At 68.3% G+C, this 12554-nt stretch carries 11 protein-coding genes; 3 read left to right on the forward strand and 8 right to left on the reverse strand.

What is annotated here, in order from left to right; genetic code table 11:
* Positions 1 to 387 precede the first annotated feature (387 nt).
* From LG334_RS00890 to LG334_RS00925, 8 genes are all read right to left on the reverse strand, one after another.
* Positions 388 to 1344 (reverse strand): hypothetical protein, encoded by a 957-nt coding sequence (locus tag LG334_RS00890; protein WP_404382407.1) that lies wholly within the window; start codon positions 1342 to 1344, stop codon positions 388 to 390.
* Positions 1345 to 1357: 13 nt separating this feature from the next.
* Complete coding sequence (locus LG334_RS00895) at positions 1358 to 2878, reverse strand: ParB/RepB/Spo0J family partition protein (RefSeq protein ID WP_404382409.1); 1521 nt, start codon at positions 2876 to 2878, stop codon at positions 1358 to 1360.
* The gene (locus LG334_RS00900; protein ID WP_404382411.1) at positions 2875 to 3684 is read right to left on the reverse strand and encodes a ParA family protein; all 810 of its coding nucleotides are present in this window, start codon (positions 3682 to 3684) and stop codon (positions 2875 to 2877) included. Before LG334_RS00900 ends, LG334_RS00895 begins: the two co-directional genes overlap by 4 nt.
* Positions 3677 to 4285 (reverse strand): 16S rRNA (guanine(527)-N(7))-methyltransferase RsmG, encoded by a 609-nt coding sequence (gene rsmG / locus LG334_RS00905; RefSeq protein ID WP_404386446.1) that lies wholly within the window; start codon positions 4283 to 4285, stop codon positions 3677 to 3679. Before rsmG ends, LG334_RS00900 begins: the two co-directional genes overlap by 8 nt.
* 77 nt (positions 4286 to 4362) lie before the next feature.
* Positions 4363 to 6243, reverse strand: coding sequence for a tRNA uridine-5-carboxymethylaminomethyl(34) synthesis enzyme MnmG (mnmG, locus tag LG334_RS00910; RefSeq protein WP_404386448.1), 1881 nt, complete (start codon positions 6241 to 6243; stop codon positions 4363 to 4365).
* A gap of 2 nt (positions 6244 to 6245) precedes the next feature.
* On the reverse strand, positions 6246 to 7580 hold the full coding sequence (mnmE, locus tag LG334_RS00915; RefSeq protein ID WP_404382413.1) for a tRNA uridine-5-carboxymethylaminomethyl(34) synthesis GTPase MnmE: 1335 nt from the start codon (positions 7578 to 7580) through the stop codon (positions 6246 to 6248).
* Positions 7581 to 7987: 407 nt separating this feature from the next.
* On the reverse strand, positions 7988 to 8374 hold the full coding sequence (locus LG334_RS00920; protein ID WP_404382415.1) for a (2Fe-2S) ferredoxin domain-containing protein: 387 nt from the start codon (positions 8372 to 8374) through the stop codon (positions 7988 to 7990).
* A 7-nt stretch (positions 8375 to 8381) separates the two neighbouring features.
* Positions 8382 to 8645, reverse strand: a complete 264-nt coding sequence (locus LG334_RS00925) for a DUF6489 family protein (RefSeq protein WP_009539426.1) — start codon at positions 8643 to 8645, stop codon at positions 8382 to 8384.
* A gap of 127 nt (positions 8646 to 8772) precedes the next feature.
* Here LG334_RS00925 and LG334_RS00930 point away from each other — a divergent pair, with 127 nt between their 5' ends.
* From LG334_RS00930 to LG334_RS00940, 3 genes are read left to right on the forward strand one after another with little or no spacing between them, the layout of a single operon-like run.
* Positions 8773 to 10806, forward strand: a complete 2034-nt coding sequence (locus LG334_RS00930; RefSeq protein ID WP_404386450.1) for a thioredoxin domain-containing protein — start codon at positions 8773 to 8775, stop codon at positions 10804 to 10806.
* 37 nt (positions 10807 to 10843) lie between these two features.
* Positions 10844 to 11311 (forward strand): methylated-DNA--[protein]-cysteine S-methyltransferase, encoded by a 468-nt coding sequence (locus LG334_RS00935; RefSeq protein ID WP_404382418.1) that lies wholly within the window; start codon positions 10844 to 10846, stop codon positions 11309 to 11311.
* A 43-nt stretch (positions 11312 to 11354) separates the two neighbouring features.
* Positions 11355 to 12329 (forward strand): quinone oxidoreductase family protein, encoded by a 975-nt coding sequence (locus tag LG334_RS00940; RefSeq protein ID WP_404382420.1) that lies wholly within the window; start codon positions 11355 to 11357, stop codon positions 12327 to 12329.
* The last annotated feature ends 225 nt before the right edge of the window (positions 12330 to 12554 follow it).

Genomic DNA, 12554 nt, shown 5'->3' on the forward strand with positions numbered 1-12554 from the left:
AATAATTGAATGAGGAGCCACAAAGGCCACACCGCATCCTTTGCTTCGAAGGTCCGCCGAGGGTGTATTGGCCGACTGTGGGCTCAATGGGCGGCTGGCCCTTCCTTCTCCGACCTCGACGCTCGGGTAAGGGGTGGGGCGCTACTCCGTAGTTGGCGCACCGGGGATTGCGGCAAAAGTTGACCTGAACCCCAGCAACTTCTGGTGGTACCGCCGCCATGAGCTTCTGGTTTCGGGATTTCTGCACCTTCACCATCACAGCCGTTACCCCGCAGGACGTTGATCCTGCGGGGTATTTTCGAGGTGGCACGCCGGGCTGTCAACAATAATGCGGAATGGCTCCGGCACCTGGTGCCGGGCCTCTTTTTCGGGGGAGCCCGGCGCTGCTCAAGGCACCGCGGTCCAGACCTCCACCTGCGAGACGATCAGCCGGCCGGCCATGCGCTCAAGCATGACGTGCTCAAGCCGCGCCGGCTCGCGGCGTTCTTCCACGCTGACCACCGCGACGCCGTTCACCCGCACGATGAGGCGGCCGTCCTGGTTCCGCTCCAGAGCGATGCTGTGAACCGGTCCGCCCGCCAGGGAATCGTCCAGGACCTCGCTGCCCAGCGTGCGGGGGCCGCGGTCGGTGAGGCGTTCCAGTTCCACGCGCGAGCGGGAGGCGAAGGAGCCCAGCCGCACCCGATAGCCCGTTTCGCCCGCCCCATCCCGCACCGACAGGCCGGCATCGTGGCGCTCGGGATCGTCCTCCAGCGTCACCCTCGCCGTCAGGCGGAAGATCGGCGGGACATGCACCGGCAGCGCCAGCAGAGCCGGAGCCGCGCCCTTTGCGCCGCCACCGTGGGGCGCGGGGGGCGGAATGGTCGGAGGCGGCCCGTCCCCCTCCCCATTGCCGGAGGCCGCGCGGCCACGCAAGCGCTCGACCAGCCGGGTCACGGCGCCAAGCTGCTCCTGCAGCCGTTCGGCGTCATCGGGGGGACGGTCCGGCGGCGCCAGGGCCGGGCCGGTGGGCGGACTGACGACGCTGCCGGCAACCGCCTGCCACTGCCCCGACACGACCACCCACCGCGGGTCCGAGCGGTAGGCGCCGTCCTGAAAGGTGTCACGCACCACAAGCTGGGCGTAGGGGGCGTCGTAGCGGGCGATAAGGGCGCGCAGTTCCTTGATGAATGCGGGCGTCGCCGCGCCGCTGCGCTCGGCCTGCACCACCGCCCGCCGCAGATCCTCCACCAGCGCCTGGGCGCGGGAATCCGATTCGCCGCCCCCCGCCTCCTGGGCCGCAACGGGCATCGCCGCCACCAGAAGGACTCCGGCGGCGGCGACACGTCGGCGCAACAGGCGCATCGGCCGTCGGCCGTCAGGCGCGGTCGGTTTCGTCGGTCGCGTCATCCTCGGACGCGGTGTCTTCGGAGCCGTACAGGGCATCCAGGCCCTCCTCCCGCAGCGCGTCCTTGTCGGGCGTGGCCTCGAACGCGTCGGCCGGGTCGCCTTCACCGCCAGCCTCGGACCCGGCCTCGGCCTCGGCCTCGCCGTTCGCGTCGGCCTCTTCGTCGTAGAGCGCGTCGAGGCCTTCCTGGCGCAGCACGTCCTTCATGGCATTGGGATCGAAATCGCCGTCGCCGTCGTCCTCGTCGCCCACGGCATCGTCCGACCAGTCGATGCTGTCCTCGTCCAGGCTGTCGGCAAGCGCGGCCTCGGCCTCCTCGACCGTCAGGGCATGAGCGGCCGTGCTGTCTTCGCCCATGCCCGCATCGGCATCGCCCGCATCGTCGACCGCCGTTCCTTCGGGCACATCGGCCGGACCCAGCGCATCCAGGCCCTGCTCCCACACCGTGGACTTGAGGTCCTCTTCCTCCACCTGCCCGTCCAGGTCGGCGGCCACGGCGGCCTCCAGGTCCTCGCCCTCGGCCAGCGGTTCCTCGTCGTCGGAGCCGGGAGCGCGGTGGGTGCCGTCGGACAGGCGGTGAAGAATATCGTCCAGCTGTTCCAGCGTGTCGTATTCGATGGCAAGCGTGCCGCCGCGGCCGGCGAAGGTGATGGAGACGTTCAAGCCCAGAAGCTGCGACAGGTCGCGCTCCAGGGCCAGGGTGTCGGCGTCTTTCTCCGCGGACTTGGCGGCGGTCTTCTTGCGGGGCTGCTTCTTGCCCTCGGTCATCGCCAGCTTTTCGGTCTGGCGCACGTTCAGGCCGCGGGAGACAACCCGCTCCGCCAGGACCTCCGGGTTTTCCGAATTGAGCAGGGCGCGGGCGTGGCCGGCCGTCAGACGGCCCTCGCGCAGCATGCCCTTCACCGGATCGGGCAGCGCCAGCAGACGCATCATGTTGGCGACGTGGCTGCGGCTTTTGCCGACGGCCTTCGCCAGATCATCCTGGGTGTGCTGGAATTCGTCCATCAGGCGTTGATAGCCCTCGGACTCCTCCAGCGGGCTCAGGTCCTGGCGCTGGAGGTTTTCCACCAGCGCGACTTCCAGCGCCTCGCGGTCGGTGAAGGCCTTGACCAGGATGGGAACGTCGTGCAGTTGCGCCTGCTGCGCCGCGCGCCACCGGCGCTCGCCGGCGATGATCTCGAACAGGCTCGGGTCGTCCGGATGGGTCCGCACCAGGATGGGCTGGATGATGCCCTTTTCCCGGATGCTTTCCGCCAGGTCGTCGATGGCCTGCTGGTCGAATTCCTTGCGCGGCTGGAACCGGCCGGAGCGCAGGCGCCCCACGGGCACCAGCCGCTCGGCCGTCAGCCGGTCGCTCTGTTCCTGCTCGCCCGCAGCGGCGGGGCCGGCGGGCGCGGCGCCCGAGGCCTCGGCCCCGGCAGCGGTGGTGTCTTCCTCATCCCCGAACAGGGCGGACAGGCCCCGGCCGAGTCCGCGGCGTGCAGCGCTCATGCCCGGACCTCCTGCTTCTCACGCTTCAACACTTCGCCCGCCAGATGCACATAGGCCTGTGCCCCGGTGGACTTGAGATCATAGAGCAGCACCGGCTTGCCGTGGGACGGTGCCTCCGACACCCGCACGTTGCGCGGGATCACCGTGTCGTAGACCTTGCCCTTGAAGTAGTCGCGCACGTCGCTCGCCACCGCGTCCGACAAATTGTTGCGGCGGTCGAACATGGTCAGCACGATGCCCTGAATGTCCAGGTCGGGGTTGAAGGCCTTCTTCACCCGTTCGATGGTCTTCATCAGGTGGCTGACGCCCTCCAGTGCGAAGAACTCGCATTGCAGCGGCACGATCACGCTGTCGGCGGCGACGAGGGCGTTCAGCGTCAGCAGACCCAGCGCCGGCGGACAGTCCACATAGATGTAATCGTAATCCATCTCCGCCAGGCGGTGGGAGACGGCATCGCGCAGCCTCCCCTCGCGGCGGGAGACGTCCACCAGTTCCAGCTCGGCCCCCGCCAGATCGGCGGCCGACGGCACCAGGTCCAGCCCGGGCACACTGGTCTGAATGACCGCCTGATCCAGCGCGGCCTCGCCCATCAGGACATGGTAGCTGGAAATCTTGCGGTTGCCGCGCGCGATGCCCAGACCCGTGGAGGCGTTGCCTTGCGGGTCCAGGTCGATGATCAATACCTTCTTGCGGGCGGCGGCCAGGGCCGTTGCCAGATTGATGGCGGTGGTCGTCTTGCCGACACCGCCCTTCTGGTTGGCGATCGCGACGATGCGCGGGCGGCGGGACGGAGACAGGCTATTCATTGGGGCGAACCTCTCGCAGGCGCAAAACGACACCGGATGGGTCGGACTGGCTCGGGGAACGTGTGTCTTCGAATATCCAGATTTTGCGGGCCTGGGTCAATTCTTCGTCTATATTTTGACCCTTCAGAAGCAGCATCTCGCCATTTTTCGCCAGAAGAGGCACCGCAAGGTCCATCAATTTTGGCAGTGCGGCAAGAGCGCGGGCCGTGACGACAGGCGCGGTCAGGCCACTGACCCGCTCGATTCGCTGTGTGTGCACGGTAACCGGTGCCCCCGTCTGGCGGGCCACTTCCCGCATGAAGGTGCTTTTGCGCTGATCGGATTCGATCACATGCACCTCCGGCACGCCCATAATGGCGAGCACCAATGCCGGGAATCCGGCCCCGGAGCCAATGTCGATCAGGCGCGGCAGATTAGCCGGCAGATGCGGCCAAAGCTGCGCGGAGTCGACCATGTGCCGGCGCCACAGATCCGGGATCGTAGCCGGCCCGACGAGGTTGATCTTCTTCTGCCACTTGACGAGCAGGTCGGCGTAGAGCGTCAGGCGGTCCAGTGTTTCACGTGAAACACCGGTCGCGGCCTGAAACTGGGCCGGAGTCATGGGAGGCTGAGGCATGGCTGTAAAAAAGGGCTCCTGTGTTTCACGTGAAACATCGGGAGCCCTTCTTATAGCCCGGCTTACTCGGCGGGCGCTACCTCTGCGTCCGTTCGCCGGCGTTTGACGTATCCCAGAAGCGCCGTCAAGGCGGCCGGCGTCACCCCCGGCACCCGCGCCGCAGCACCCAAGGTCGATGGCTTGGCGGCGGCGAGCTTCTGCCGCACCTCGTTGGAGAGGCCGCCCACCTGGGCGTAGTCCAGACCGTCGGGCAGCCGCAGGGCCTCGTCCTTGCGGAAGGCGCGAATGTCAGCCTCCTGGCGCGCCAGGTAACCGGCGTAGCGGCCCTCGATCTCCAGCTGCTCGGCGACGTCGGCCCGCAGCCCGGTCAGCTCCGGCCACAGACCGCGCAGCCGCGCCATGTCCACCTCCGGGTAGCCCAGCAGGGTCATGGCGGAGCGGCGGGCGCCGTCCTGGTTCACCTTCAGGCCGCGCGCGTTCAGCTCCTTCGGCGTCATGGCAAGCGCGGTCATCAGTGCCCGGCCCTCTTCCAGCAGGGCACCCTTCTCCGCGAACGCGCGCGCCCGCTCCGGCCCCACCACGCCAACGTCAATCCCCGCCTGCGTCAGCCGCAGGTCGGCGTTGTCGGCGCGCAGCAGCAGCCGGTATTCGGCGCGGCTGGTGAACATGCGGTAGGGTTCCTTGGTGCCCAGGGTCACCAAGTCGTCCACCATCACGCCCAGATACCCGTCGGCGCGATCCGGCGCCCAAGCCTCCGATCCACCGACCAGCCGCGCGGCGTTGAGGCCGGCGAGCAGCCCCTGCCCCGCCGCTTCTTCGTACCCCGTCGTGCCGTTGATCTGCCCGGCGAGGAACAAGCCCGGCACCTTGCGGACTTCAAGGCTCGGCCGCAGTTCGCGCGGGTCGACGAAGTCGTACTCGATGGCATAGCCGGGACGGATGATGCGTGTCTTCTCCAGCCCCGGGATCAGGCGCACGACCTGCTCCTGCACATCCTCGGGCAGGCTGGTGGAGATGCCGTTGGGATAGACGGTCGGGTCGTCGTAGCCCTCCGGCTCCAGGAAGATCTGGTGGCGGTCGCGGTCCTCGAACCGCACGACCTTGTCCTCGATGGAAGGGCAGTAGCGCGGGCCGATGCTTTCGATCTGGCCCGAGTACATGGGTGCCCGGTGCAGGTTGTCGCGGATGATCGCGTGCACCGCGGGGCTCGTGTAGGTGATGCCGCAGTTGATCTGCGCTTGCGTGATGGCGCGCGTCATATAGGAGAACGGCACCGGGGGATCGTCGCCCGGCTGGCTGTCGAGGCTCGCCCAGTCGATGGTGTTGCCGTCCAGGCGCGGCGGCGTGCCCGTCTTCAAACGGCCAAGCGCCAGCCCCGCCCGGTCGAGCGTCTTCGAAAGCCCCAGCGCCGGCGCCTCGTCGACGCGGCCGGCCGGCCACGTCTTCTCGCCAAGATGGATCATGCCGCGCAGGAAGGTGCCGGTGGTGATGACCACGGCACCGCAGGAGATGACCTCCCCCTCCCCCGTCACCACGCCGCGCACCCGGCCGGCACCGTCCAGGTCCAGGTCCTCCACGGCGGCGGCGCGGATGGTCAGGTTCGGAGTCTCGGCCAGCAGGTCCTGCACCGCCTGGCGGTAGAGCTTGCGGTCGGCCTGGGCGCGCGGGCCCCGAACCGCCGGCCCCTTGCTGCGGTTGAGCATGCGGAACTGCAAGCCGCCCCGGTCGATGGCCCTGGCCATGATGCCGTCAAGCGCGTCCACCTCCCGCACCAGGTGGCCCTTGGCAAGACCCCCGATGGCCGGGTTGCACGACATCTCGCCGATGGTTTCCACCTTGTGGGTCAGCAGCAGGGTCGCCGCGCCCATACGCGCGGACGCCGCCGCCGCCTCGGTTCCCGCGTGGCCGCCGCCGACCACGATCACGTCAAAGCCCTTGGTCATCATCATTTGCCGATACAGAAATCGCGAAAGATCACGTCGAGAAGCTCATCCACCTCGACCCGACCGGTGATGCGGCCCAGCGCCCGGACCGCCAGCCGCAGGTCCTCCGCCGCCAGTTCCGCCAGATCGGCGGATCGCGCGCGGGCCAGGGCCTCCACGCACTCCGCCAGCGCCGCCCGGTGGCGCGCCCGGGTGAGCGCCGGGGCCGCCGAACCGCCCGAGAGCCGATCGGCCACCAGCGCCGTCAACCGCTCCAGCAGCGCATCCAGCCCGCGCCCGGTCTTCACCGACAACGGCAGCGCCGGCCGCCCGTTCACCGCCGGCGACTCGGGCACCGCGCCCAAGTCCGCCTTGTTGACCACCACCAGCGCCGAGTCGTCAACCAGCGACAGCGTGTGGTCATCCACCGCGGGCCAGTCCGCGCCGTCGAACACCGCCAGCCGCAGGTCCGCCTGTTCCGCCCGCGCCCGCGCCCGGCGGATGCCTTCGGACTCGATGGTCTCCGCCGCCTCGCGCAGGCCCGCCGTATCGGCCAGCACCACCGGGTAGCCGCCCAGGTCCAGGTGAACGTCCACCACATCCCGCGTCGTGCCGGCGATGTCGGAGACGATGGCCGCCTCGCGCTTGGCCAGGGCATTGAGCAGGCTCGACTTGCCGGCGTTGGGCGGGCCGATGATGGCGATGTGCAGGCCGTCCCGCAGGCGCTCGCCCCGATGGCCGTCGTCCAGGTGGATGCGCATCTCGGCGGTCAGGCCCTCGACGCTCCCCCAGATGGCACGCTCGGCCGCCGGGGGCAACTCCTCGTCGGGAAAATCAATAAAGGCTTCCAGGTGCGCCAGCGCCCGCACGAGCCGGTCGCGCCAGCCGTCGTAGAGCCGCGCCAGCGCCCCGTCCATCTGCCGCAGGGCTTGCCGCCGTTGGGCCGCCGTTTCGGCGTCGATCAGGTCCGCGAGCGCCTCGGCTTGCGTCAGGTCCATCTTGCCGTTCTCGAACGCGCGGCGGGTGAACTCGCCCGGCTCGGCCACCCGCAGGCATTCCTGCGCCGACAGCAGGGCCATGACGGCCTCCATCACCGCGCGGCTGCCGTGAAGGTGAAGCTCCACCACGTCTTCCCCGGTGAAGGACGCCGGCGCCGGGAAACGGAGCGCCAATCCGTCGTCCACCTGCTCCCCGTCCTCTCCCAGCACCCTTATGCGAGCCGCCCGGCGAGGCTTGGGAAGCGGGGCGCCCGCCGTCAGGGCGGACAACGCGGCATCGGCCAGCGGTCCGGAAATGCGGACAATGGCGACACCCGCCCGGCCAGGGGCGGTCGCGGGGGCGAAGATTGTGGGGGTCATGGGCGGGTTCCAAAACACCGGGTGAAGGCGGATCAGGGGCGGGCTTTCGTGCAGCGAGGCCACCAAGACGCCAAGGACACCAAGAGGCCGTGCTGATGGGGGTGCTGCGGCTTCATCACTGGCCCTGTGAGGGAAACACCAAGACACCAAGACTTCCGGCTGCGCCGGAATATGGTGCGAGGGAGCCTCGGGCTCCCTCGCGCTCCCTCGATTCCTTAATCATCTTCCATGACCGCAAACTGCGCAGGGTGGTGAGCGGGAGGATGATGGCGCGCCTACGCGCGCTGTCTTGGTGCCTTGGTGGTTCATAAATCACCATTCACCGCTGATGCCACGGTGCCGAAGTCAGCACACCCTCTTCGTGTCTTCGTGGCTATAACCGCACCAAGCCACCGGAGCAGAGCACCCTACTCCGCCGCCTCACCAACGCGCGCTGCGATCTGCTCGCGCTCCGTCTCCTCGGGGCGCAGCATCAGGCGCTCCACCCGGCCGCCATTGATCAGGTGGGTTTGCAGGACCTCGTCGACGTCCTCGAACGTGCGGACGGCGTACCAGATGCCCTCCGGATACACCACCATCACCGGGCCGAGTTCGCAACGGTCGAGGCAGCCGGCGTTGTTGATGCGCACGCCCTCGATCTTCAGTTCCTTGGCGCGCGCCTTCATGTAGTTGCGCAGCTTCTCCGACCCGCGGCGGGCGCAGGAGCCGCGCGGATGCCCTTCCGGCCGCGCGTTGGTGCAGGCGAAGACGTGCGCGCGGTAATAAGGCGCGGGATCGGCGGCGGCGGACGACACGGGGTCTCTACTCCTTGCTCTTGGATGACGAGCCGCCTTGCGCGGCCCGGCTCATCTGGCTCCAGAAGGCCTTCTGCATCTGCTCCCAGCCCTGGACGCCGACGGGCAGCCAGGTCTTGAACAGGGCCTCGGGCTCCATGGCGCTCAGGCTGCTCATCATGCGGTTCTGGATTTCCTGCATCATGGCGTCCTGCATGGGCTTCACGTCGGGCAGGCCGAGGAAGGTGCGCGCCTCTTCCGGCGTGCAGTCTATGTCGATGCTGATCTTCATGAGGATCCCCTTCCCCGCGTCCGGTTGCAACAGAGGCATGGCAACACAAAGTAAGCCACGCGCACCGGGTGCGCAATGTCTGCTCCGCGCCAAACGTCTCAGGCCCGACCCAGAGGGAGACCACATGATGTCCGGCAACCAGCTCGGCCAGGAAACCAGCCCCTATCTCCTGCAGCACGCCGACAACCCGGTGCACTGGCGCCCCTGGAGCCAGGCGGCGCTGGACGAGGCCAAGGCGGCGGGGAAGCCGGTGCTGCTGTCCGTCGGCTATGCCGCCTGCCACTGGTGTCACGTCATGGCGCACGAAAGCTTCGAAGACGCCGAGACGGCCGAGGTGATGAACGACCTGTTCATCAACATCAAGGTCGACCGAGAGGAACGGCCCGACGTGGACGCAATTTATATGAGCGCGCTGCAGCTCATGGGCCAGAGGGGCGGCTGGCCGCTGACCATGTTCCTGACGCCGAACGGCGAGCCATTCTGGGGCGGCACCTACTTTCCGAAAGACAGCGCCTTCGGCCGGCCCGGCTTCAAGGATGTGCTGCGCCAGGTGGCCGAGGCCTATCACCAGTCGCCGGAAAAGGTCTCCAACAACACCGGCGCCCTGGTCGACGCCCTGCGCAAGGGCCTGAACCTGCCCCAGAGCAGCGAGCCGCCGGCCGCGCTCGCCCTGCCCGTCGTCGACCAGCTGGCCGAAAGCCTGACCGGCCATGTGGACCCGGAATGGGGCGGCCTGCGCGGGGCGCCCAAGTTTCCGGTGGTCTTCGCCTTCGATGCCCTGTGGCGGTCGTGGCGCCGCACGGGGCGGCAGGAGTTGCGCGACGCCGTGCTGCTGACACTCGACCGGCTGTGCCAGGGCGGCATCTATGACCACCTGGGTGGCGGCTTCGCCCGCTACTCGACAGATGCGCAATGGCTGGTGCCGCACTTCGAGAAGATGCTCTACGACAACGCCCAGCTCATCGACCTGATGACCAGCGTGTATCAGGAGACGCGCAGCCCCCTCCTCCAGGCCCGGGTGGAGGAAACGGTGGACTGGCTGGAGCGGGAGATGATCGCCGAGAACGGCGCCTTCGCCGCCAGCCTGGACGCCGACACGGAAGGCGAGGAAGGGCGCTTCTACGTCTGGACGGAGGACGAGATCGACCGTGTTCTGGGCACCGACGCCGACGCCGCCCTGTTCAAGCGCGCCTACGACGTGCGCCCCGGCGGCAACTGGGAAGGCAAAACGGTGCTGAACCGGAACTTTTCCGACGTGGGCGACGAACCGGCTTTGGAAACAAAGCTCTACCGCGCGCGCATGCTGTTGTTGCGGGAGCGGGACAAACGCACCGCCCCGGGCCGCGACGACAAGGTGCTGGCCGACTGGAACGGCCTCATGATCCATGCCCTGGCCCGCGCCGGCGCCGTGTTCGGCCGACCGGAATGGGTGGACCTGGCGCGGTCGGCCTATGACGGCATCCGCGACACCATGAGCCGCCCCGGCGACCGCCTGGGCCACAGCTTCCGCAGGGGCCGGCTGCAGGACGTCGCCATGCTCGACGACTACGCCAGCATGGCCCGCGCCGCCCTGACGCTGCACCAGGTGACCGGCGTTGTGGACTTCATCGACCACGCGAGCCGGTGGGTGGCGGTGCTGGACGCGGAGTACTGGGATGACACGGCCGGCGGCTACTTCCTGACGGCCGCCGACGCCACCGACCTGATCCTGCGCACCAAGTCCGCGCAGGACAACGCCACGCCATCGGGCAACGGGGTGGCGGCCATCGTGTTGGCAAGCCTCTGGCACCTGACGGGCGAGGAGCGCTACCGCCGCCGCGCCATTGACCTGATCGAGCACTTCCGGGCCCTGGCGCTCAACAGCTATCCCCACGGCGCGACGCTGTTGCAGGGGTTCGAGTTGCTGGAGGACGCCGTGCAGGTGGTCATTGCCGGCACCGGATCGGCCGCCGCCGCGCTGACGGAAGCGGCCCTGGACGCACCGACCCCGGGGCTTATCCTGCAACGGGCGACCGCGCCGGACGCCCTGCCCCGGGGCCACCCGGCCCACGGCAAGACGACAGTAGACGGTCAGGCTGCCGCCTATGTCTGCCGGGGTACCGTGTGTTCCGCCCCGGTCACCAATGCCGAGGATTTGCGGGCGCAGCTGGCGGCGCGGTAAAATTGACGCCTCGCACCCTGTCCAGCCTGGAGACCCCATGAGCCAGATTTCGCTGCATTCCCCGGTCGGGGACATCACCTTGTTCGAGGCCGACGGCGTCATCGTGGCCGTGGAGTGGGGCTGGGTGCCCGACCAGGAAGAGACCCCGCTGCTGGCCGAGGCGCGTCGGCAGTTGGACTCCTACTTCTGCGGCGATCTCATGGCCTTTTCCCTGCCGCTGAACCCGGCCGGCGGCACCGCCTTCCAGCGCCGGGTGTGGCAGGTCATGGCGTCCATCCCCTACGGCCACACCCGCGCCTACGGCGACCTGGCGGCAGACCTGGGCTCGTCGGCCCGTGCCGTGGGCAGCGCCTGCGGCCGCAATCCCCTGCCCATCCTGATCCCCTGCCACAGAGTCGTCGGCCGCAACGGGTCGCTCGGCGGCTATACGGGGTCAGAGGGCGTTGACACCAAGAAGCGCCTGCTGCTGCTGGAGGGGGCCGCCCTGCCCCTGCCGGCGGCCTGAGCAGGCCCCGCATTTTCAACCGAGGATATTTCTGGAGGAAACCGTGGCGACACAGATTCGCATTCACGAAACCGGCGGCCCCGAGGTGATGAAGGTCGAAACCGTCGACATCGGCGCGCCAGGCCCCGGCGAGGTACGCCTCCGCCAGAGCCACTGCGGCGTGAACTTCATCGACACCTACCACCGCACCGGCCTCTATCCGGTGCCCCTGCCCTCGGGCATCGGCCTGGAAGGCCTTGGCGTGGTGGAAGCCCGCGGCGACGGCGTGACGGAGTTCGAGGAAGGCGACCGCGTCTTCTACGCCACGGGCCCCATCGGCGGTTATGCCGACAAGCGCCTGATCCCGTCTGAAAAGCTGGTGCGCGTACCCGAGAATCTGTCCGACGACCAGATCGGCGGTCACATGCTGCGCGCCCTGACCGCCCAGTATCTGCTGCGCCGCCTGTACAAGGTGCAGCCGGGCGAGCAGGTCCTGTTCCACGCCGGCGCCGGCGGGCTGGGGCAGATCGCGATTCAGTGGCTGAAGCACATCGGGGCGGAGGTCATCACCACCGTCGGCTCCGATGAAAAGGCCGAGGTGGCAAAGAAGCTGGGGGCCGACCACGTCATCAACTACTCCACCGAGGACTTCGTCGCCCGCGTGAAGGAAATCACCAACGGCGTCGGTGTGCCGGTGGTCTACGACGGCGTCGGCAAGACCACGTGGGAAGGCTCGCTGGACTGCCTGAAGGGCCGCGGCATGATGGTCAGCTTCGGCAATGCCTCGGGCTCGGTAGAGAGTTTCTCGCCCGGCATCCTGTCGACCAAGGGTTCCCTCTTCCTGACCCGCCCCACCCTGATGGGCTACTGCGGCACCCGCCCGGAGCTGATCGAGTCGGCGACCGACGTGTTCGAGGTCATCGGCACCGGCGCGGTGACCATCGAGAAGGCGACTGTCTATCCGCTGAAGGACGCGGTGCAGGCGCACAAGGATCTGGAGGGCCGCAAGATCGTGGGCTCCACGGTACTGATGCCGTAAAGGGTTTGCCCGCCGAATGAAGAAAGGCCGCCGCTCCGGCACGGGGCGGCGGCCTCTTTTGTGTTTCACGTGAAACACCGGCTTCGGTGTAGGTCGGTTTAGCCACCAAGAACACCAAGTGGGCGTGCCGACGGCGATGGGGTTTCATTGTTTGAGGCTGGTTCGAAGCTACTGCCAAGGCACCAAGACAGCGCGCGAAGGCGTGCCTTTTTCCTTCTGTTGGCC

Source organism: Caenispirillum salinarum (assembly GCF_044803115.1).
GTDB lineage: Bacteria > Pseudomonadota > Alphaproteobacteria > Rhodospirillales > Rhodospirillaceae > Caenispirillum > Caenispirillum salinarum_A.